Here is a 21583-nt window from a genome sequence, read left to right on the forward strand (position 1 = left end):
GAGGTGTATATGACTCTGAAGACCTTAGTGCTTTTTATTTGTGTGATTTTAATTGCGTGTTCCCCTCAGAACCAAAACTCCAAATTTGATGCAAAAATAAAAGCGTTGGAGCAAGAAATTAAGGAGCTGAAAGATGAGCAGACTATTAATGATCTTTTACGAAAGTTTGAGAGAATCGCCTATCTTACCCCTGGTGCTGAAGGTTATTCAGTAGTGAAGTCAGATGTAGGTGCATTGACTGTATCTATTGAAAACATACAATCATATGCAAATGGAAGTAAGGTTACTTTGCAATTTGGAAACCTCACTTCAGCAAGAATTGATGGGCTTAAGGCAAAGTTTGAATGGGGCGAAGTTGATAAAAATGGAAGTGCAATTAATGATACTGCTAAATCTAAAGATGTTACATTTGTAGAATCATTGCCACCAGGTGCATGGGGAAAAGTGAATGTAGTCTTAGAGGGCTATCCACCGTCAAATTTAGGTTTTGTCCGCATCAGTAATGTTGGTCACCAAGGGGTGCATCTTTTTAAATAGCTAGGTGTCGCATCAGAATTCAATTATCAGTGAAATATTATGATGATCTAATTTAATAAGGATCTTATTGTGTTAGGCAAAACTTCGCGGATGCTAGCTGAAATCGATTTAAATCCGGCTCCCCCAACGAAAAAGCGACTTCCATTTGAGGAAGCCGTTTCGTATGTAGGTGGCGCATGGCGAACTTGAATCATTGCCCATGATTATGAACTTGGACGTTATCAGCGATGCATGTTTGCCTGAGCCAATTTGAAAGAGATCGCCCAAATCAATAATCCAATCACTGAAGTCACCGCACCAATCGTACCAAATACGTTGTAGCCTAATCCATGGTCAATCGCCATCCCGCCCAACCAGGGGCCTAAAGCATTTGCGGTATTTAAAGCGGCTTGAATAGCAGCGGCAGATAAGACCTGCGCATCTCCAGCAATTTCCATCAAGTGGGTTTGCAACGTGACTGGCAGCGCCATCATGGTGCCTACTGCGACTGCTGCGAGCACAATGCCTGGCAGTGTGCCGGAAATGAATGGAATCATGGCCAGCACAAATATCGACCACACAATCAGCAGGCATGCGCCTTTGAATTTCATGGCATCTGCAATTTTGCCACCAGACAACATGCCGATGATTGAGCCTATGCCAAAGGCGACAACCAGCCAGGGCATATATGACTCAGAAACCTTGGTGACATTGACCAACACCGGTGCCATGTAGCTAAACACCGTAAACATGCCGGCAAAACCGAATACGCCGATCAACAGCACTAACCAAATCTGTAGCCGATTAAATGCTGCCAGCTCTTCCATAGGGCTGGATTTTTTCTCGTTCTCGTCTAAAGGTAGCGACTTGTTAACCATCAACAATGTAATGAATGCGAGCAGACCTACTAATGCAAACGCTAATCGCCAGGTAAATTGTTGCCCCAACCAGACAGCAAGCGGGTTGCCCACCAGTATGGCTACGGCCAGGCCAAGCATAACCTTGGTGACCGCCATACCTTTTTGTGAGGGTGGACTGATAGAAGCTGCTACTAGCGAGGCAATGCCGAAATAGGCGCCATGTGGCAGGCCTGAAATAAATCTGGCGATCAGCATGGTGCCGTAAGTAGGGGCGAGCGAGCTGGCAATGTTGGCGATGGCATACATCATTGCCAGTAGTAGCAATAAGTTTTTTCTTTTGAGGCCAGCGCCAAAGATCGCCAGCAAAGGTGCGCCCACCACCACGCCTAAAGCATAGATGCTGATAGAAATGCCAACCTGGGATTCCGAGACACCTAATCCACGGCTGATCTCTAGCAGCAAACCCATGCTTGAGAATTCGCTGACACCAATTGCAAATGCGCCTATGGAGAGTGCAAAAATAATAAGGTTTTGCCTGGCTTTAGAGAGTTGGATCTGTGGGGCTGGGTGATTCGACATGGGCTTACTTAAGGGTTTAAATGAAATACGACGACTACCAATGAATTTAATTTTGATGACTAAAGTTGATTGGCGTAATGTGCAGCGTCGTTATACACCACCCTTGTCGAATTTAGGCAAAAACGAGCCATTAATTTTGAATAATGGCTAATCTAATCATTTGCTAGTGATCTGCAATTTCGTCCGTCAAGGATGCTTTTGCTTGAGCTATGTAATCAGATCACTTTCGCAACAGCCAATAGTTTTTCGCGACGTGCGTCTGGTAATTGATTTGGTGTATAAGCGTATATAGCAACGTCTAACAGCTGTTCCAATTGATGTTGAATTTTGCCAATATCTTCTGGCATAAACTCATAAGTGCGGTCGACCACAATTTCCAGGAATGTTTCATCAAGGTCATAACCGTGTAAATCGTTAAAAAGAATTCGGGGGAATAGAGCGTGATTTTTCTCAACAATCTGGATGATTTCCAAGCGCTTTAATTTTATTTTCGCCGAAAGCTTCATTCTCGTGGTTACTTGATCAAATCAATTTTATGTAACTTTATGAGTGAGTGAGCTCCGAAATGTTCATTTTTGGCATTTCTATGTTGTTTGAAAACCCTACTGATTGGGCGATGGCCACCACTTGGGGAGTAGTTTTTTGATTTTGGATTGATTGTAGCGGTCGTCCATTAAATGAATCACGCCACTATCATTAGTCGTGCGGATCACTCTACCGGCTGCCTGGACGACTTTTTGCAATCCGGGGTAAAGGTAGGTGTATTCATAACCTAAGCCGAATATCTTTTCCATTCTCAAGCGCATTTGCTCATTCACATCATTAAGCTGTGGCAGGCCTAAGGTGGCAATAAAAGCGCCGATCAATCTGTCACCGGTTAAGTCAATCGCTTCACCGAATGAGCCGCCTAACACGGCAAAGGCGATGCCTTCAGAAGTGAGGGTGAAGTCATTCACAAATTGCTGTTTATCCATTTCCGACATCACTCTCAATTGCGAGCGCGTGGGGATGTTGGGATATAAGCTATTAAACAAGGATTGCACATCGTGCAGATAATCAAAACTGCTCAAAAACAGTATGTAGTTGCCGGGTCGCTCAATGAACTGCTTTGCCACCAGATGCACAATCGGCTCATGTGAAGAGTGTCGCTCTTTGTACCTGGTTGAAATATGCCTGGCTACTTTCACTTTCAATTGCCTGGCATCAAAAGGGGATTCCACATCCACAAAGCTGGTGTTTTCAGGCATGCCCAGCATGTCATTAAAAAATGAGGAGGGGCTTAGTGTGGCTGAAAACAGGGTATTTGAATTGGCTGCCTGGAAACGGGGGGTTAAATGTTTTGCCGGAATCACATTACGGATGCATAGCGTTGCGTCTTGCTGAAACAGACCCACGCTTGTTTCAGTTTTAGTGATATCGAATAGTGAATGATCACCAAATGATTCAGCCAGCGTCGAAAACTGCAAAGCATCAAAATAGAAATTGAGCACTTTGGCATCATTGAAGGTGGGATATTCTGCAAGGTAATCCGTGATTTTTGAGATCACCCGTTGCAATAACTCTTCAAACTCTTCTGGGATATAGGGATACACTTCATAACGCACCGTCTGGCTACGGTTTAATACAATCCAGCTGATATTCAGCTTTTCCAGCACACCTTTTAATGACTTGGGCGCATGGGCCAGCATTTCATTGAAAGCGCCATAATTCAATTCGGCACTATACATTTTGCGTGAGCGCTCAATCATGTTGTGCGCTTCGTCTACCAGCACACTGACTTTCCACTCATTGAGTACGGTGCCCGCATACAGCAAGGCGTGCAGGTCAAAAAAGTAGTTGTAATCACCAACCACTACATCACTCCAGTTAGCCAGGTCCTGCGATAGGTAATAGGGGCATACCTGGTGTTTAAGTGCGACCTTGCGAATGGTGGCTTTATCCATCATGTGTTGTTTAAGTGCCTCATTTCTGGCTTTGGGCAAGCGGTCATAAAAGCCATTTGCCAATGGACATGACTCACCATGACAGGATTTGTCCGGATGCTCGCAAGATTTCTCGCGTGAGGTTAATTCCAGTGTCCTGATGTGTAGGCCGGGATTGGTTTTTTGCACCGTTCTGATTGCATTTAAACCCAGCTCGCGACCGGATGATTTGGCAGTTAGAAAGAACACCTTATCCAGTTTGGCTTCTGGCATGGCTTTTAATAGGGGAAAGATAGTGCCCAGCGTTTTGCCTATGCCTGTGGTTGCCTGGATCAACTGGTGCCGTTGTTTCATGGCTGATTTATACACGGATTCAGCCAGTACTCTTTGGCCCGTCCTGAATTCAGGGTACGGAAAGTTGAGTCTGGATAATTCGCTATTTCTGTTGGCTCTATGAGCAAGTTCATGCTCCGCCCAAATCAGCAATTTGCTACATAATGACTCAAAAAATGCCTGCAAGTTACCTGCCGAATATTCTTCAACCAGCAGCGTTTCCTCTTTAGAAGTCACGTTGTAATACACCAGGGCCACGTTGATGGAGGGAAGCTCTTTCTCCATACACATCAAATGCGCATACACCTTGGCCTGCGCCCAGTGCAGCAACCTGTGGTTCTCAGGCATACGATCCAGATGCCCTTTATAGGTTTTCACCTCTTCCAGCTGATTCAGCTCTGGGTCATAACCATCCGCCCTGCCACGCACAAAGATATTCTGGTATTCACCGGTCAGTGTGATTTCGGTTTGGTAGTAATGCTCACGGCGGTAAGCCACGGCTAAATGACCAAGCATGCCCTCGATGGCGGTGGGGGAGGGGGTGAATCGTTGATCCAGGCTGCCGGTTTTGGCAGTCAGCTCACAAAGCGTACGCACAGAAATCACATACTTAAAGATAGCTTTAAGATCTTCTGAGATTGCTAGATTGGCGACTAACTTAATGGCGGGCCTACTTTTTGGGATTGAGCGCTTTAATTATCAGTTTGTGTATCAAGGACTAGTGGCAGATCCATGTCGATTCTTGCCAGTCTTTGCGCCATTTTGATCGTGGACTCGTCAAAAAGGCTGATGTCAGTATCGGCAAGCGATATTTGCCTGTATTTTTCCAAAGCACTCTCAAAGGGTGACTCTTTAATAAAGGCAATCAATTGCGAGTAACGATCCCTTTGTTTGGTATCTTTGGGATTGTTTTGTTCGCTATGGAAATTTTCCAGATGCCTGGAGAAACAGGCAATAAACTCTAATTCAAAACTATTGTTGATTTCCATGCGGGCACTTACTTTAGTTTGATTCAATTGCACTATTCTAAAGCTTTTTACGTCGCTGCAAGAATTCATAGAAGGTTTAACATTACCCAAAAATGAATACCTGGGTGAGCAAATGACACAAATAAAAACGGCTCCCATCTCTGGAAGCCGTTTTTGTATCTGGTGGTGAAAGAGGGACTTGAACCCTCGACCCCAGGATTATGAATCCTGAAAAATGAAAGTAAGTTAGTGCTTAATTTTAAAAGAGAAATCCAGTAAACACGGGGCTTGCCGCGCGATTCGTGACCGGATGATAGTGGGTAAAAAATGGTTGAAACCGGACGAAAATGAAGCAAAATTAGCACAGTTTTAGCACAGTGCTGGAGATACGAATATATTGGATTATTATCAATAAAATCATGCTCAATTTCATTTAGTCAGTAATTAACGCAGACTTTTTAGCATGTTCTTTAATTACTGCATCAATTCTTTCCAAAATTCCCTTGAAGTTGTCAAAGCTAATTTCTTTATATTCATTTTTAACAATATATTCAGCAAAATCAGATTTGGGATAATGAATCGTTAAGTCAATTGATTTATCGTCTAAATTGAGGGTTTTTCCTTTGTATGGTTTTTCTAGGGTAGTAGAGTCGAAAAAGTCCTCAATCATTGTATCTTCACCTTTTGAGTTCAGAGGAGTAAGAACAATATAAAGATTCTCTGCAACATGAATGAAGGATTGCTTTTTTAAATCTTCTTTTTTTGCCTTTTTCTTTGCATAGTTAAGAATAGAGTCGGCGCCTGAGTCGTTATCCAAAAACAGTATCACGGGATTAGACTTACCGTTGGCAGCTATTTTTTTGCATTCAGCCAAATATTCAATAGCGAAATATTTAAGCTCATCTCCACCACCAGTTAATCCAAATAGGCGTTTAGATGTTGATGACCTTTCGAATAGCTTAACCTTGCTCTCAACAATATCTTTTGAATTTTTCTTTCCTAACTCTGGAAAAGAGTCGACCAATCTTCTTATAGCGTACTTCAGATAAATATTGTCTGTTTTTCCTTCGCCGATGATTACCGGAATCTCAGATGCATATAGCCATCTATAAAATAGAAAACTTCTATAAGTCTTCTCGAATGAGGATAATTGGTTCTCTCCAGTATCCTTTTTTTTAATAGTTCCACTATTCTTCTTAACTTTTTCTTTCTTGTGAACGTATATCGAATCAATAAAACTTAATCTGCCATGCAGCCTATTTAGTGTTCCTTCAGTTTCTGAGTGAACAATATTGCCAGCCTCATCAAGTGCGGTAGCCTTAATTTTGAAGCTACCAGTTTTGAGAAGACTATGAACCATCGCTCTTGTAGACCTGCGATATTCAACTTTAGTATTAACAACTTTATTTACAGTTAGTCCTGTCACGTCTTGTCGAGAGTTTTTATATTGCATCCTCGTTTTAGATTCGTTTATAGAGAACCCTGCTTTTTCAATTAATCTATTTAAGCTTTTTCCAATCTGCCATTGGTGTTGTTCAGCATTAATAATACTTGCGATTTTGTCAGGGAACACTTGCTCATTAGTTGAGAAAGTTAAATCATCTGCATATCTCGAATATCTGCAACCCGTCTCAAAAGCTAATTTAGCCAGGCGAATGTCTACAATATGCCCAATTAAGTTCGAGATAACAGGGGAGCATGGACTGCCTTGTGGAAGAGAGTTTTCATGACAGGCGATTTGGGCTAATACAGTAGCCACGGATGGATTTAATCCAAAGTTTTGATTCGTTATAAAAAAGCCTCTAACTCGACCAAAATTTATCGAGCCAAAGAAGTTCTCTAAATCTATGTTGAAAACAAATTTGCTTTTTCGATGTGTGGAAGCATTTGTGATTATTGAATATTTGGGTCTAAAGCCATGGGAAAGTGTCGAATTGACTTTTCTCTTTTCATTTATTTCTGTAATGCAGGCTTCTAGGACTTTCGCTAGTCTTCTTTGTAAATTTTTTAAATCTGCTGATGGGGCGTTTAAAACTCGCTTTCCACCCGAGCGTTTTGGAATTTCAAATTGCTTATATTTACTTGCTGAAGGTTTTTTATAAAGAATGAATGCTAAAGCTCTTGGTCTGAAGCCTAGAATTTCAGCAACATCACTTAGCGTGGTTGCCATTTTCAATGACTCTAGCTTTGAAATCAAAACTTCGACTTTCTTTATTAGTTATTGCGGAAGTGGACTTGTAGGCACTCCTATGCTGTAACTTACTCATTGCATAACATTTGCTCAAGGTCATCCAGTGGCAACACCGCCAGACATTTTTTGCACTTATCGCGAAGCACGATAAAAAATCTGCCTACAAGCCCGAATCGAGTTTAGCACAATAAACAAGCCGATATTATTCAGAGACAACGAACGGTTTTGATGGCAAACGAATGCTTATTTAGCACAGTTTTAGCACAGTTTAGGTGTGGTTGAAGGCTTTTATAATTTTAAATTATTGATTTTATTGGATATTTTTTTGTGATTTGATTGAAGACACACGGAGTTTGTGTCCGATGGTCGAGCATTAATGTCCGGAATCGTCCGGATATGTCTGGTTTTGACCAAAAAAAAGCCCCTCATCGAGGGGCTTTTTAGAAGAATTTAGCACAGTTTTAGCACATGACACATGGACTAAATTAGCACAGTTGAGCTAAGTTCTTGATTTGTATGGTGGTGAAAGAGGGACTTGAACCCTCGACCCCAGGATTATGAATCCTGTGCTCTAACCAGCTGAGCTACATCACCATTTGAAAGACCGCGATTATAGCAGTTGTGTCTAGGTACGACAACATTGGTTTATATAGTTTCTTGGTCTTTTCCGCTTAATTAAACATTAAACCTGAAGTGCATGACATCGCCGTCTTGCACGATGTATTCCTTGCCTTCCAGGCGCATTTTGCCAGCTTCTTGCGAACCTTTTTCACCTTTGAATTGCACGTAGTCGTTGTAGGCGATCACTTCGGCACGGATAAAACCACGTTCGAAGTCGGTGTGGATGACGCCTGCGGCTTGTGGGGCGGTGGCGCCTTTTTTCACGGTCCAGGCGCGCACTTCCTGTACGCCGGCGGTGAAGTAGGTTTGCAGGCCCAGTAAATCATAGGCGGCGCGAATGACGCGGTTAAGGCCTGGCTCTTCCTGGCCGAGCTCTTCCAGGAACAGTAATTTGTCTTCTTCGTCCAGTTCGGAGATCTCGCCTTCGATTTTGGCGCAGATGGTGACGACGGGTGCTTTTTCGGTTTTTGCCAATGCAACGACTTTGTCGAGGTGCGGGTTGTTTTCAAAACCACCTTCAATGACGTTAGTGATGTACATCACAGGTTTTACTGTGATCAGGCACAGCGGTTTGAGCAATGCGAGTTCATCCGCATCCAGGTTCAGCGTGCGTACGGCTTTGGCTTCGTTGAGGCAAGGCAATACTTTGTCCAGCACCTTGACCAGGGCGATGGCTTCTTTGTCGCCGCTTTTGGCTTTTTTGCCTTCGCGCTGCATGGTTTTTTCAACAGTTTCCATATCAGCCAAGGCCAATTCGGTATTAATCACCTCGATATCGGCCAGTGGGTCTATTTTGCCAGCGACGTGAATGACGTTGCCGTCTTCAAAACAGCGCACGACGTGGGCGATGGCGTCTGTCTCACGGATGTTAGCCAGGAATTTGTTACCCAGGCCCTCACCTTTGGAGGCGCCGGCGACCAGGCCTGCGATATCCACAAATTCAACAATCGCTGGTTGTACTTTTTGTGGTTTGACGATGTCGATCAGCGGTTGCAGGCGGTTGTCTGGCACTTCGACAATGCCGACGTTGGGTTCTATGGTACAGAAAGGGTAGTTTTCTGCGGCGATACCGGCTTTGGTGATCGCATTGAACAGGGTGGATTTGCCTACGTTTGGCAGGCCGACAATACCGCATTTCATAATGGCGTGACTTTCAGTGTGAGCTGCCGCGGAATATTTTTTGCGGCGGGCATTGAGTAAAAAACGACATTTTACCGTTAGTAAAGGGGAACAACAAAAGTATCTTGCAATTGCGTGAGGTTACAGTGCATGATTGTGCGCACATAATTAAATTGTCATCAATCTTCCTGGATAAGGATGAGGAATGTTTCTTTTAGATATGGCATCGTTGCGACAACTCCTAATGTCGCGCTGGATTGCCGGGGTGATCTTTTCAGGGGCGGTGCTCACCACTTTTTTGCTGTGGATGAGCGAGCGTCACCATGCGGAAGCATTGCAGGCGATTCAGTTCAAGCAAACTGTCATCTCGGCCGCCGAGGAAATCCAGCATCGCATAGATGCGTACCGCCAGATACTTAAAGGGGTCGAGCAACTTTATACCTCCTCCGAGCATGTTTCTGCGGATGAGTTCAAACTCTATGTCGATGATTTTACCGAGCGCCCCGAGGACAACAGTCTAAGCGCCATTGGTTTTATCAAATATATACACCTGCAACAACCAGAGACTTTTAAAGACCTGGATATCCCTATCCAGCAGTTGCTGAAGCAGGGTGGTTATGCGTCCGGCACTGAAGAAGTCGCGCCTATCTTGTATGTAGAGCCGCGCAACGATGCCAACCGTGAAATATTGCTGAAAAACACCTTTGGCAATGCGCTGATCCGTGACGATCTCCTGATGGCGGGTGATAGCGGGCGACTGGTGATGTCTACGCACTCGATGGTGGACACGCTGGCCCCGTTACAAAAAAACTATGTGCTGCATGCGCCTGTCTATCGCGGAAAGCTGGTGGATATCCCGGCAGAGGCGCGCAGAAGCATGTTGAACGGCTGGGTGTTTTTGCGCTTTGATGTCAGCGCTTTTTTGCATGAAGCCCTGCAAGCAACCGAGCAGCAACAATTACATTTTGATGTGTTTGACCAGATGCGCGGGCGCGGGCAAACCCCGTTGTACCACAGTCATGACGAGCCGTATCTGCACGATATCTCGGCGGTTTACAGCATGTCGCATGCGCTGAATATCAATGGCCAGCTATGGAGTTTGCGTGCGCGCTCTACCCCTGCGTTTGAGGCCATCATTGATTACAGCCAGGCCAACCGCATTGGTTTGCTGGGCGTGTTTTTGAGTGCGTTGCTGGGTGGGATCGCTTATTTTGCCGTGACACGTAGCCAGACCCAGCTGGCGCTGGATAAATTCAACCAGGAGTTCAACACCAGCGAGCAGCGCTGGATGCTGGCGCTGGAAAGTACCGGCGATGGCCTGTGGGATTGGTATGTGCCTGAATCGCGCATTGTGTATTCTGACCGCTGGAAAAGCATGCTTGGCTTTTTGCCGAATGAGTTTGATCATCAGCCTGCCAGCTGGCATAAGCGGATTCATGAGAATGATTACCCGGCTGCGATGGCGATGTTGCAACAGGTGCTGAGCGGCGAGCGTGATCATTATGCGATGGAATACCGCATGGCTTGTAAAGACGGTAGCTGGAAATGGGTATTTGACCGTGGCATGGTGTTCAAGCGGGATGAGCAGGGCGCGTCGGTACGCCTGCTGGGCACCCTGGCGGACATCAGCAAAATCAAGCAGTCTGAAGAGGTGATCTGGCAATACGCCAATGTGGATACGCTGACTGGCCTGCCTAATCGCCGCATGTTCTTTGAGCGGCTAGACCAGCAATTGCGCCTGGTTAAACAAAATAACCACAAAGTGGCGATTATTTTCCTCGACCTGGACCGCTTTAAAGAGGTGAATGACTCGCAGGGGCATGACCAGGGCGACCGCTTACTGTTACAGGCCGGGCACAGATTAATACAATGCATTGATGAAAATGGCCTGGTGGCGCGCCTAGGCGGTGACGAGTTTGTGCTGATGCTCAGCGATGCGCATGCAGGCCACGTAGAAGACATCGCCCAGAAAGTCATTGATAGTTTGTCTGAGCCATTCAAGCTGGAGCATACGCATGCCTATGTAGCGGCAAGTCTGGGTATCGCGATTTTTCCGGATGATGCCAGCAACAAAGAAGACCTGATGAAGCGGGTAGACCAGGCCATGTATGCCTCCAAGCAAAAGGGCGGCAACTGTTTTACCTATTTTACGCCACGTATGCAGGAGAACGCCGAGCGCCGCATGCAGTTGTCACATGACTTGCATATGGCAATCAACGGCCAGCAGTTTTTTCTTGAGTATCAGCCGGTGGTGAATCTGCAAACCAATACCGTGCTCAAAGCCGAGGCATTGATACGCTGGCAACACCCGGTCAAAGGTGTGATCCCGCCTATGGAGTTTATCGGCATTGCAGAAGATACCTTGTTGATTGTGCCGATAGGCGAGTGGGTCTTCAAAACCGCGATTGAACAATGCAGGCAATGGCGCATATCGCTCAATCCCGATTTTCAGATAGCGATCAACAAATCACCGGTACAGTTTGCAGCAGAATATAAAAAGCAGCGCGACTGGTTAAAAGAAATTTTGCATGGCACGACTGAGCGCAATATGGTGGTGGTTGAAATCACCGAGCGTTTGCTGCTGGATGCCAATACCCAAGTCAGCGAGCGGCTGGCGAAATATCAGCAGGCGGGTGTGCAGGTGGCGCTGGATGATTTTGGCACCGGCTATTCGGCCTTGTCCTATTTAAAGAAATTCCCGATTGATTATGTCAAGATTGATCGCTCGTTTGTGCGTGAGCTGGAGACTTCAAGTGAGGATGGCGCCTTATGTCGCGCCATTATCATGATGGCGCATAGCCTGGGCATGCAGGTCATCGCCGAGGGGATAGAAAGCCAGCGCCAGCTGGAGATTTTGCGCGATATGGGCTGTGACCACGGCCAGGGGTTTTATTTCTCGCAACCATTACGCCCGGATGATTTTGTAGCCTGGGTGCAGGAGTGGCAGCGGCATCCCGTCGCACAATAATGGGTGCCGTGAATAGTTGCTATTTGCTGTGCAGTTGCAACATCGCTTTTTCAAATTGCCCTTGCGCCAGCAGGTCAGTCACGGTGGTGGATTTAATAATGCTGTCGTCAATCGCCAGCTGTTCCTCTTTGCCGGCTGCTTTCAGCACATAATTCACGACTTCTGCCTTGTTGCCCGGGTGGCCTATGCCCAGCCGCAGGCGCCAGTAGTCAGGTGTGTTTAAGGCAGCATGGATATCGCGCAAGCCGTTATGCCCGCCATGGCCGCCGCCAAATTTCAGTTTGGCCTGGCCGGGTGGCAAGTCCAGCTCATCATGGACCACCAGAATCTCGGCAGGGGTGATTTTGTAGTAATTGGCGATCGCAGCAACAGATTTGCCACTGGCGTTCATAAAGGTGGTCGGTTTAAGCAACCATTTATCACTGTGGGGTTGCCATTTTCCGGCGATGCCAAACAGTTTGGTTTCTACCGACAGGCGGCTGGCAGATTGTTGCGCCAGTAAATCGACCAGCCAGAAGCCAGCATTGTGCCGGGTCATGGTGTACTTCTCGCCCGGATTACCCAGGCCTACAATTAATTTAATCCCGCTCATGCCATTGTCTTTAATGATTTAAAACCTGCAGCTGTAAATGCTGCAACGATGAAGTAACTTTTGCCCATAAAAAAACGCGCACAAAAGTGTGCGCGTTTATTTTAGCGTTAAAACGACTGTAAAGCCGATTATTCCGCAGCTGGTGCTTCTACTTCAGCGTCAGCTGAATCGTCACCACCACGTGGTTTCAGAATCGTTGCAATCGCTGCATCATCACCGTGTGCCAGTTGTACGAACTCAACGCCTTTAGGCAGTTTCACTTCGGACAAGTGTACAGAGTGACCTGTTTCCAGGTTGCTCAGGTCGATTTCGATGAACTCAGGCAGGTCTTTTGCCAGGCAGCTGATGTCAGCTTCAGTCTGGATGTGAGAAATGCTACCGCCACCCAGTTTTACGCCAGGCGCTGCATCTTCGTTCACGAAGTGGAAAGGCACTTTAACGTGGATTTTTTCTGAAGCAGACACACGTTGGAAGTCGATGTGCTGAATCGTATTACGCACCGGGTGCAGTTGGTAGTCACGCAGTAACACGCTTTCTGCTTTGCCATCCAGAACCAGGCTCAGGATAGAAGCGTGGAACGCTTCGTGGCGGAACTCCAGAAACAGTTCTTTGTGGTTGAACTCGATGGAAACAGCTGGCTGCTCACCACCGTAAACTACACCTGGCACATTGCCAGCGCGACGCAGGCGGCGGCTCGCACCCGTACCTTTAACGTCACGTTTGACGGCTTTAATTTCGATACTCATTTGAGAACTCCTAAAAACACCATAATGGTGGCACTACACTAAAATCCACCCGCCGCGACCAGCAGGTGGTGTAAATCTTATCTTTAATCCCAGAGGCTATTTAAGCCTTAATCAATGCTATCTAGCTTAACTTATGGATTTTCAATCCATAAATAGCGAAGAAACGGATTCTTCCTGGCTGATACGCTTGATGGTTTCTGCCAGCAAGGTGGCAGCGCTCAACTGGCGTATCTTTGGACAGTTCTGGGCATTGGTGTTCAATGCAATGGTGTTGGTCACGACCAGTTCATCCAGCTCGGAAGCCATGATGCGCTCGCCGGCACCACCCGACAACACCGGGTGCGTGGCGTATGCCACCACTTTTAACGCACCCTGGTTTTTCAGGGCGGCAGCGGCTTCACACAGTGTGTTTGCCGTATCCACCATGTCATCCATGATGACACAGGTGCGGCCTTCCACTTCACCAATAATATTCATGACCTTGGCGACGTTCGCTTTTGGGCGACGTTTGTCGATAATCGCCAGGTCAGCATTCAATTGTTTGGCTGCGGCACGGGCACGCACCACACCACCTACGTCCGGAGAGACCACGACCAGGTTTTCATACTTCTGTTGCACCAGGTCATCCAGCAAAATCGGCGTGGCATAAATGTTATCGACCGGGATATCAAAAAAGCCCTGAATCTGGTCTGAGTGCAAATCCATGGTCAGCAGGCGGTTCACACCCACGCTGGTGAGCATGTTGGCCACTACTTTGGCGGTGATCGCCACACGGGCAGAGCGCGGACGCCTGTCCTGGCGTGAGTAGCCCAGGTAGGGGATAGCGGCAGTAATCCGTCCGGCAGATGAGCGACGCAATGCGTCAACCATCACCATGACCTCCATCAGGCTGTCATTGGTCGGGTAGCTGGTGGATTGCAGCACGAATACATCGCGGCCGCGTACGTTCTCCAGCAGCTCGAGCATGATTTCACCATCTGAAAAACGGCCAACATCTGCGCGCCCTAGTTCAATGCCCAAATGCGTGGCAACTTCTTGTGCCAGTACCGGATTGGCATTGCCGGTAAAAACCATCATGTTGGCGTTACTCAACGTTGTACCCTTTTCAGCGAAAACGATGTCTTAAAACCCGAATTCCTGCCAGAGACAGGAATCTACAAAAAATTTAAGCGTGTAAATTGTTAAATCTACACGCTTTAAATTTGGCTGAGGAGGAAGGATTCGAACCTTCGCATGCCGGAATCAAAATCCGGTGCCTTAACCAGCTTGGCGACTCCCCAAAAACTTGTCTTACAACCGCTTTTTAGCCTGGCGACTTAATCTTTCGCTGAGCTGAAAAGCGGATGGTATTTTAACCCTTTTGCCCAAAAACCAGAAGTGTTTTCTGGTCGATTTGCAATCAATTCATCTGCTTTTTCTGCACTATCTACCGCAACGAATACTGAAGCACCGGAACCACTCATACGGGCATCGCCGTATTGCTTTAACCAGGTTAACGTATGATTCACTTCAGGGTAGAGTGCACAAACGACTGCTTCCATATCGTTTCTGGTTTGCTGCCAGAACGCGCTGGAATTAGCGCCGTTTGAAAAGTCCGCTATTCTCAATGGTTTTGAATCTCTTGTCAATGCTTGATGCGCAAATATTTGTGCGGTTGGAACCTGTACCTTCGGGGTGATCACTACATAGTATTTATCCATGATCTCGGGCGGTAAAGAAACGGCAGAAAGCTGTTCGCCCACGCCTTCAGCCCAGGCAGGCTGGCCGAAAATAAAGACCGGCACATCTGCGCCCAGGGTCAGGCCTATGTTCATCAGCTGCTGGCGTGTATAGCCCAATTGCCATAATTGGTTAAGTGCGAGCAAGACAGTCGCCGCATCTGAGCTGCCGCCGCCAAGGCCGCCACCCATGGGCGTGCGCTTGTTGCAGTGGATATCGGCACCGAGCTGGCAGCCGCTTGCTGTTTGCAAAGCACGTGCCGCACGTATGGTCAGGTCATTTTCCGGCAATACGCCCGGCAAGGGATTTTGCAGCAGGAGTTGTCCATCGGTACGCAGGGTGATGCGCAGGTCATCGCCATAATCGAGCAGCAGGAAAATGCTTTGCAAAGCATGATAGCCATCTGCGCGGCGGCTGGTGATATGTAAAAACAGGTTGAGTTTGCACGGGGCGAAAAATAATGAAGCATCCATGCCGCTATTGTAAAGCATGCGCCCAAGGTTAAAAGCGCAAAGCATGTTAAACAATCAAAGCCGTGTTCAATCGCCTAACCATGCCACGCGCGTTACTCCAGTATCATGCGGCCCTGGCTATCCTGGAGTGGACGCAAGTTTGGCTCACCTATCGCCTGCTGCAAGCTGGTCAGTTGTCCTTTGGATATTTTCAGTGCTTCTTTCATGATGATCCACTGTACGCCTTCGGTGCAGGGCGGTGAGGTCAGCGAGCCGGTATAGCGGTAATAGGCCGGTTTTGCTGGCATCAAATCTGCCGGGGTGACGCGGATCGCCAGTGATTTGCTTTGTTCTTTCTCTTTCGGGATGCTGTTCAGCAGCGTATCTATGGTGCTGTTGGCTGCGCCTTCTTCCAGCATCACCGCAATAATGACGCGATGCCCGGCTTTGTCCTCATGCACCATCTGCAGTTCTGCGGCATAGGATTTCTGTTTGATCTGGTGCTCGGAAGGCGCATGCACACTAATGTATTTCAACTGGTATGGTTTTTGATCCAGCACCATCATGTTGCCACTTCCTGCATCGAGGATCAGGCTGTGATCTTTCAGCGCGATATTTTTCAGCGGGAACTTCTGCAACCGTTTGATCGGTTTGAGCGCTGCGGTAATCGTGTTGTCGACATTGATCGGTGACTGCTGGCTACCTGCATTACACACGGCATAGTCCGGGTTGAGGCTGCCCCATTTCTCAGGGCCGCGTGGACCACTATACGCCCACGATTTATCTTCTTTATTGCCTTTTGCAGCTTTGTCTTTGCCTGGCTCTGCCTCAGCCTTTTTGCTTGCCGGGTCTTTGGATGCAGGTTTTTCAGTGGCTGGTTTCGCTGCGGGCGCATTTTTGCCATCTGCTTTTTCAGCTGTTTTTTCGACAGGTTTCTCTTCTGCCGGTGGGGTAGCCGCTGGCTCGGCCACACTGTTTGTAGCGGCCGGTTTATCTTTATCACTGGCTACGGCAGGTTGAATCGGGTTGGCGGCACGGTTGGCGACGGCTTCGGCGCGTTGTTTTTCCTTGGCTTGCCATTTGCAAGCATATTGTTGGGTGATCTCTACTTCAGAGTCAGGCAATGGCTCAATAAAGTCAGCCTGTTTGAGCGTGGTGCCTGCCGAGTAGACCAGCTCGCCCTGATCGTACTGGAACACCTGGATGGTCGCGGCTTTGCGCTTGGCGCAATCAAAATACCATAAGGCTTTGGCGTGGTTATACACACGGTCCACCGATTCCACATTTTTCTGCGGCTGGCGGTAATCCACTTTCACCCAGGCTTTGATATAGGTTTTTTCTTCGACCAGTGATTGTTTATCGACCATCAACTGGTTAGCGTCTGTTTTCTTGATCGACAGCCATTGAGCGGCCTGGCAATCGACAGGGCGCAGGCAGGCGAGTATCAGCAGGCTGGAGGCTAGCCAAAAACGGGAGTAAGTGAGTGAAAACAGATAACGGCTCATAGTGCCATTATCGACAGCTGGCGCTGAATCTTTAGCTCAGCACGCAGCGTTTTGCGGCAAGGCATATGCCGCGTGGCTGTATGCCTTATTGGTGGCTAATTCCACTTACCAATGCTGAATCACCAGTTTCAGTCTGACGTCCTGCTGTTGCAAGCGGGTCGTAAACGGCAGTGACTCCGAGAGGCCATTCAGTGCCGCCATCTGGTAATCATCATATTCTATACGCCAGTCATCCTGCGTCAGTGTGGCGGGTTCGCCGCTGGCGAGATAGCTGGCCTGGTAAGGGCTGGCAGTGTGCGGGATACCTAATATCCATTGGCTTAGGCCTGCCAGCGGCAAGCGCCAGCCCAGCAGGCGTTCAGTCAGGCTGGCAACGTCGGCGGCATGGTGTTGCTTGCCGCTCTGGTCTGTCAGCGTCACCGATTGGGCGGTGCGATGAATCAACGCCACCTGTTGCCCTAGCGGGCTGAATATCCGCATATGGTCTTCCTGGCCGGCGTGTTGCCACTCTAGGCGCGCGGTGTAGCCCTTGCCGCCGTACTGCACGGCCAGCTTGGCTTCCAGGGAAAACTGCTGCACGGCCGCCAGTTTTTGCATGCGTTGCTGCGCAGCGCTGTTGGCGGTCTGGCTCACCGGCGGTTTGGGCACGGTGCTGCAAGCAATCACGGTGAAAGCTAGCAGGCAGGTAGCCGCCATTCTGCCCCAGGTTTGGGGAATCGACAGGTGCCAGGTACGCATTACAGGTTGGATTTCAGTTTCTGCGCGGTGGAGGCCAGCACTTCGTTATCAGGATTGGCAGACAGGGCTCTATCCAGGATATCTTTGGCTTCTTCGCGCTGGCCTTGTTTCCATAATACCTCGGCCAGGTGGGCAGCAATTTCCGGATCCTGCTGGATAGCGTAAGCGCGACGCAATTGCTCAGTGGCATGGCCAATGTCGCCCAGTCTGTAATAAACCCAGCCCAAGCTGTCCATGATGTAATGGTCTTCCGGGGATAGCTTGGTCGCCGTTTCAATCAGGTTTTTGGCTTCGACCAGATTAATGTTACGGTCCGCATAGGAATAACCCAGGGCATTATAGGCTGCAGCATAGTCCGGCTTGAGTTTGATGACTTTATTTAAAGTGTCTTCCATGGCCTTGAAGTTACCCACGCGCTCCGCATTCAGTGCGTAATCATATAAAAGTTCGGGACTGTCCGGAAATGTCTGCACGGCTTTTTCGAGCAGCGCATAGGATTCATTAGTGCGTTTCGCCTGATTGAGCATCAAAGCCTGGTTTTGAATGACCAGTGTCTGTTGTTCAGCAGTCAGTCCATTGACATTGTCCAGCATGGTGATCGCGGCATCGACACCATCACGGCGGGAAATAATCGATGCAGCTGCCAACCTGCCTGCCAGGAACTGTTCGCCATCGCCGATTTTGTCAAACCATTGCAGGGCGCGCGCATCGTCGTGCTGTTCTGCAGCAGAACGGCCTAAGTTAAAATAAATCCTGTTTGGTTCCTTAAAGCCTACGTCCAGTGCATGCTGCAGGTAGCGGTCGGCGAACTCATATTCTTTCGCATCCAGTGCCAGCAAGCCAACAATGACGTTCATCTCCGGATTGTTCTGGTGTCTTTCCACCAGTTTGGTGAATTCTACTTTGGCATCGGTGGCGTTTTTCTGGATGAGCAATGTGCGCGCCAATGCCAGCCTGATCTGGTCAGCATCAGGATGCGATTCCAGGAATTCGCGATAGTAGGCAATGCCTTTTTGCGGGTCTTTTTCGCTCAGCATCTGGCCGCGGATTTGCGCCGGTGCCTCCCAGCCTGGGCGCAGTTTGGACGCTTCTTTCAGCTCTTTTTCCATCAAGGTTTCATTACGCGCAAAGTAGGCGGCCTGCGAGATGGCAAAATGGGCTTCTGGTAATTTTGGGTAAGGCTTGGCCAGGCGCTGAATGGTTTCCAGCACGCTATTTTTGTCTGTGACGCGCATCATCAGGCTGTTCAGTTCCATAAATGCACTGGGGCGGATGCGCTCATCGGCCAGCACTTTCTGGATCTTAGGTTCCGCTTTTTTCAGTTCACCATTGGCAATCAGTAACTGGCTGGCCGCTTGTGCTGCAGGGAGCGAGTCCGGCACCAGTTCTGACCACAATTCTGCCGAAGGTAAGGCAAGTTGGGGCGCCCGTGCAATGGTCGCTGCCTGAGTGGCGCGTTCAGCGAGTAAAGGGTCGCGTGTCTGCTTGGCTAAATCCAGGAACAACTGGCTGGCCAGCACAAACTCACCGCGCTGGGCGGCGACTTCACCGAGCAGGTATTTGTAGACAAATTCGGCAGTCGGCGTTGTCATTGTTGCAGTGGTGCCGGCAGACCAGACTGGAGGCGCCATTAACGCAAGCCACAGCGCCAATGCCGGGCGGCGCAATAAGGTAGGTTTTAGCTTGAAATGGCGGGTTTGAGGCATACTGGATTCCTGTTTAATAAGTCTGGTAATGGCGGCTGCAGTGAGGGTCACGAAGCGGGTAAAAGTAAGGCTGAATTTTAGTTTAGTCCGTGACAGTTGCTGCAAGTTCATCCATAATGTGCGATTTGTAACTGAATTGTAATTGGCGTCTAGATGCAGGTTAAAACGTCGTGTATGTCACTATAACTTTTTGGTGAAAACTTTGTCTAGGAATTTACTTTGGGATTTATTGACGGGTATGAAATCCAGCCGGTCACAAGTAGTGGTTCCAGGTATCCCCAAGTCAGCAAGTGTGTGGAAGAATTATGGCAAATTTGACAGTAGAAGCAATTGAATTGACCCGCCTTTATGGAGGGCGCGCTGCGGTAAGCGATGTGACCTTCAGTCTGCAACAAGGGCAGGTGCTAGGTTTTCTGGGGCCGAATGGCGCAGGTAAATCTACGACCATGAAAATGCTGACCGGTAATCTTGCACCGAGTGCCGGCAGTGTCAAAATCTGTGGCATCGATATGATAGAAAGCCCGAAAGAAGCCAAGGCTTTGATCGGCTACCTGCCTGAAATGCGCCCCTTATATAAAGAATTCACGGTTGACGAATACCTGACCATTGCGGCGCGCCTGCATAATGTCGCTGGCAAGCATGTTAAAAGAGCTGTTGAGCATGCCAAAGAGCGCTGTGGTTTGACGCATATGAGCAAGCGCCTGATTGAAAACCTGTCTAACGGTTACCAGCAGCGTGTGGGCATTGCCCAGGCCATTATTCATAACCCCATGGTGGTGATCCTCGATGAACCCACCGTGGGCCTGGATCCTATCCAGATCCGCGATATCCGCGCCCTGATCAAGGAGATCGGCCAGGAACACAGTGTGATCGTGTCTACCCATATCCTGCCGGAAGTCGAAATGGTGTGTGACCATGTGCAGATTATCGATAAAGGCAAACTGGTGTTCAACGGCGGTATCGATGTGCTTAAGCAGCAGCGGATTGGTAACAAGTTGCTGGTAGGCTTGCGTCAGGTGCCGGATATCGCTCAACTGTTAGCCATTGAAGGGGTGGCGGAAGCCGAGCCCGCAGATGGTTTATGGCGTATCCGCTTCCATGAAGGCAGCCAGCCGCACGAAGCCATCGTGCAGGCCGCTGTAAAGCATGGCTGGGGCTTGTATCATATCGCGCCTGATCAAACCAGCCTGGAAGATGTCTTCGTCCAGCTGACTTATCAAGACACGACCACTTCTGCAGACCTGCCCAAAGCAGCGTAGCTCACTCTGCCAGACCACTTATGTTGAAAGACCATCAATGTTGAATATTGCAAGAAAAGAACTGCAAAGCATGTTCGCCTCACCAATGGGGTGGATCATCCTGGCGGTCATCGCCGCCATGTTTGGTAATTACTTTGCCAATGGCGTCACTGATTACCTGGATGTCGCCTCGGGTGCCATCCGCCCGGCAGAGCGGTTTGGCATTACACAAGCGGTTTCGCAAAGTGTGTATGGCTCAGCTTCTTTTATCATGTTGTTTGCCGTGCCTTTGCTTTCCATGCGGCTGATCGCTGAAGAACGCCGTAGCCAAACCATGCCATTTTTGTTCAGCTCGCCGTTATCCATCACTGATATCGTGGTTGGCAAGTTTTTAGGCCTGATGGCATTCCTGGCAACGCTTATCTTGTATATCGGCCTGATGCTGTCTACCCTGAATCTGTGGTCGGATATCGATTTTGGCTACATTATTGCTAACACCATAGGCCTGTTTTTGCTGGTGGGCAGCTTTTGTGCGTTGGGCATTTATTTTTCCAGCCTGACTTCCCAGCCTATCATCGCCGGCATTCTGAGTTTTATTTTTTCTTTTATCCTGATGATTCTGGGGCGCTTTTTTGCGAATGACCCTACCAATGTCGCGGGGCAGTTTTCTTTCTCTACGCATTTTCAGTCGTTTGCCAGCGGGCTGATTGATACTGCAGATCTAGCCTTCTTTATACTGTTTATCGTGACATTTTTGACATTGACCATCCGTCGCCTGGATGCTGATCGTCTGCGCGGTTAACGCGCCCT

The 21583-nt window shown here is 48.3% G+C and carries 17 protein-coding genes and 2 tRNA genes; 4 read left to right on the plus strand and 15 right to left on the minus strand.

What is annotated here, in order from left to right; genetic code table 11:
* Window positions 1–9: 9 nt before the first annotated feature.
* Window positions 10–537: a DUF3251 domain-containing protein gene (locus ACSSVF_RS07705; protein ID WP_492402568.1), complete on the plus strand. Its 528-nt coding sequence runs from the start codon at window positions 10–12 to the stop codon at window positions 535–537.
* A gap of 221 nt (window positions 538–758) precedes the next feature.
* Here the strand turns inward: ACSSVF_RS07705 and ACSSVF_RS07710 are convergent, their stop codons facing one another.
* From ACSSVF_RS07710 to ychF, 7 genes are all read right to left on the minus strand, one after another.
* Window positions 759–1955, minus strand: a complete 1197-nt coding sequence (locus ACSSVF_RS07710) for an MFS transporter (protein ID WP_492402569.1) — start codon at window positions 1953–1955, stop codon at window positions 759–761.
* Window positions 1956–2170: 215 nt separating this feature from the next.
* The gene (locus ACSSVF_RS07715; RefSeq protein WP_492402571.1) at window positions 2171–2461 is read right to left on the minus strand and encodes a nucleotidyltransferase; all 291 of its coding nucleotides are present in this window, start codon (window positions 2459–2461) and stop codon (window positions 2171–2173) included.
* Between the two features lie 96 nt (window positions 2462–2557).
* Window positions 2558–4807 (minus strand): ATP-dependent DNA helicase, encoded by a 2250-nt coding sequence (locus ACSSVF_RS07720; protein WP_492402573.1) that lies wholly within the window; start codon window positions 4805–4807, stop codon window positions 2558–2560.
* A gap of 95 nt (window positions 4808–4902) precedes the next feature.
* Window positions 4903–5199 carry a hypothetical protein gene (locus ACSSVF_RS07725; RefSeq protein WP_492402575.1) on the minus strand — a complete coding sequence of 99 codons (297 nt, stop codon included), beginning with the start codon at window positions 5197–5199 and terminating at the stop codon, window positions 4903–4905.
* 412 nt (window positions 5200–5611) lie between these two features.
* Window positions 5612–7348 carry a retron Ec67 family RNA-directed DNA polymerase/endonuclease gene (locus ACSSVF_RS07730; protein ID WP_492402577.1) on the minus strand — a complete coding sequence of 579 codons (1737 nt, stop codon included), beginning with the start codon at window positions 7346–7348 and terminating at the stop codon, window positions 5612–5614.
* 538 nt (window positions 7349–7886) lie between these two features.
* Window positions 7887–7963 (minus strand) — tRNA-Met (locus ACSSVF_RS07735).
* 81 nt (window positions 7964–8044) lie between these two features.
* Complete coding sequence (gene ychF, locus ACSSVF_RS07740; protein ID WP_492402579.1) at window positions 8045–9130, minus strand: redox-regulated ATPase YchF; 1086 nt, start codon at window positions 9128–9130, stop codon at window positions 8045–8047.
* A gap of 184 nt (window positions 9131–9314) precedes the next feature.
* Here ychF and ACSSVF_RS07745 point away from each other — a divergent pair, with 184 nt between their 5' ends.
* Window positions 9315–12077 (plus strand): bifunctional diguanylate cyclase/phosphodiesterase, encoded by a 2763-nt coding sequence (locus ACSSVF_RS07745; protein ID WP_492402581.1) that lies wholly within the window; start codon window positions 9315–9317, stop codon window positions 12075–12077.
* A 19-nt stretch (window positions 12078–12096) separates the two neighbouring features.
* Here ACSSVF_RS07745 and pth read toward each other — a convergent pair whose 3' ends face one another.
* From pth to ACSSVF_RS07785, 8 genes are all read right to left on the minus strand, one after another.
* The gene (pth, locus tag ACSSVF_RS07750; RefSeq protein ID WP_492402583.1) at window positions 12097–12669 is read right to left on the minus strand and encodes an aminoacyl-tRNA hydrolase; all 573 of its coding nucleotides are present in this window, start codon (window positions 12667–12669) and stop codon (window positions 12097–12099) included.
* Between the two features lie 128 nt (window positions 12670–12797).
* Entirely contained in the window at window positions 12798–13415 is a 618-nt protein-coding gene (locus ACSSVF_RS07755; RefSeq protein WP_492402585.1) for a 50S ribosomal protein L25/general stress protein Ctc, read from the minus strand.
* Between the two features lie 141 nt (window positions 13416–13556).
* The gene (locus tag ACSSVF_RS07760; RefSeq protein WP_492402587.1) at window positions 13557–14492 is read right to left on the minus strand and encodes a ribose-phosphate pyrophosphokinase; all 936 of its coding nucleotides are present in this window, start codon (window positions 14490–14492) and stop codon (window positions 13557–13559) included.
* Window positions 14493–14618: 126 nt separating this feature from the next.
* Window positions 14619–14695 (minus strand) — tRNA-Gln (locus ACSSVF_RS07765).
* Window positions 14696–14731: 36 nt separating this feature from the next.
* Window positions 14732–15607 carry a 4-(cytidine 5'-diphospho)-2-C-methyl-D-erythritol kinase gene (gene ispE / locus ACSSVF_RS07770; RefSeq protein ID WP_492402589.1) on the minus strand — a complete coding sequence of 292 codons (876 nt, stop codon included), beginning with the start codon at window positions 15605–15607 and terminating at the stop codon, window positions 14732–14734.
* A gap of 92 nt (window positions 15608–15699) precedes the next feature.
* Window positions 15700–17091: a carbonic anhydrase gene (locus tag ACSSVF_RS07775; protein ID WP_492402591.1), complete on the minus strand. Its 1392-nt coding sequence runs from the start codon at window positions 17089–17091 to the stop codon at window positions 15700–15702.
* 105 nt (window positions 17092–17196) lie between these two features.
* The gene (gene lolB, locus ACSSVF_RS07780; RefSeq protein ID WP_492402593.1) at window positions 17197–17829 is read right to left on the minus strand and encodes a lipoprotein insertase outer membrane protein LolB; all 633 of its coding nucleotides are present in this window, start codon (window positions 17827–17829) and stop codon (window positions 17197–17199) included.
* Window positions 17829–19535 (minus strand): tetratricopeptide repeat protein, encoded by a 1707-nt coding sequence (locus ACSSVF_RS07785; RefSeq protein ID WP_492402595.1) that lies wholly within the window; start codon window positions 19533–19535, stop codon window positions 17829–17831. The genes lolB and ACSSVF_RS07785 overlap by 1 nt, the downstream gene beginning before the upstream one ends.
* 305 nt (window positions 19536–19840) lie before the next feature.
* On the opposite strand from ACSSVF_RS07785, the gene ACSSVF_RS07790 reads away from it, so the two are divergent.
* Both ACSSVF_RS07790 and ACSSVF_RS07795 read left to right on the plus strand, forming a co-directional pair.
* Window positions 19841–20794, plus strand: a complete 954-nt coding sequence (locus ACSSVF_RS07790) for an ABC transporter ATP-binding protein (protein WP_492402597.1) — start codon at window positions 19841–19843, stop codon at window positions 20792–20794.
* Window positions 20795–20831: 37 nt separating this feature from the next.
* Entirely contained in the window at window positions 20832–21575 is a 744-nt protein-coding gene (locus tag ACSSVF_RS07795) for an ABC transporter permease (protein WP_492402599.1), read from the plus strand.
* Window positions 21576–21583: the final 8 nt, after the last annotated feature.

Source organism: Methylophilus sp. E2MeOHC9, assembly GCF_058744375.1.

Bases quoted from the DNA above. Each gene is read 5' to 3' on its own strand.
- ACSSVF_RS07775 (WP_492402591.1), bottom strand. From the start codon at position 17,091: ATGAGCCGTTATCTGTTTTCACTCACTTACTCCCGTTTTTGGCTAGCC.
- ACSSVF_RS07755 (WP_492402585.1), bottom strand. From the start codon at position 13,415: ATGAGTATCGAAATTAAAGCCGTCAAACGTGACGTTAAAGGTACGGGT.
- ACSSVF_RS07745 (WP_492402581.1), top strand. From the start codon at position 9,315: ATGTTTCTTTTAGATATGGCATCGTTGCGACAACTCCTAATGTCGCGC.
- ACSSVF_RS07790 (WP_492402597.1), top strand. From the start codon at position 19,841: ATGGCAAATTTGACAGTAGAAGCAATTGAATTGACCCGCCTTTATGGA.
- ACSSVF_RS07730 (WP_492402577.1), bottom strand. From the start codon at position 7,348: ATGGCAACCACGCTAAGTGATGTTGCTGAAATTCTAGGCTTCAGACCA.
- ychF (WP_492402579.1), bottom strand. From the start codon at position 9,130: ATGAAATGCGGTATTGTCGGCCTGCCAAACGTAGGCAAATCCACCCTG.
- ACSSVF_RS07725 (WP_492402575.1), bottom strand. From the start codon at position 5,199: ATGGAAATCAACAATAGTTTTGAATTAGAGTTTATTGCCTGTTTCTCC.
- ACSSVF_RS07705 (WP_492402568.1), top strand. From the start codon at position 10: ATGACTCTGAAGACCTTAGTGCTTTTTATTTGTGTGATTTTAATTGCG.
- ACSSVF_RS07760 (WP_492402587.1), bottom strand. From the start codon at position 14,492: ATGATGGTTTTTACCGGCAATGCCAATCCGGTACTGGCACAAGAAGTT.
- pth (WP_492402583.1), bottom strand. From the start codon at position 12,669: ATGAGCGGGATTAAATTAATTGTAGGCCTGGGTAATCCGGGCGAGAAG.
- ACSSVF_RS07795 (WP_492402599.1), top strand. From the start codon at position 20,832: ATGTTGAATATTGCAAGAAAAGAACTGCAAAGCATGTTCGCCTCACCA.
- ispE (WP_492402589.1), bottom strand. From the start codon at position 15,607: ATGGATGCTTCATTATTTTTCGCCCCGTGCAAACTCAACCTGTTTTTA.
- ACSSVF_RS07710 (WP_492402569.1), bottom strand. From the start codon at position 1,955: ATGTCGAATCACCCAGCCCCACAGATCCAACTCTCTAAAGCCAGGCAA.
- ACSSVF_RS07715 (WP_492402571.1), bottom strand. From the start codon at position 2,461: ATGAAGCTTTCGGCGAAAATAAAATTAAAGCGCTTGGAAATCATCCAG.
- lolB (WP_492402593.1), bottom strand. From the start codon at position 17,829: ATGCGTACCTGGCACCTGTCGATTCCCCAAACCTGGGGCAGAATGGCG.
- ACSSVF_RS07785 (WP_492402595.1), bottom strand. From the start codon at position 19,535: ATGCCTCAAACCCGCCATTTCAAGCTAAAACCTACCTTATTGCGCCGC.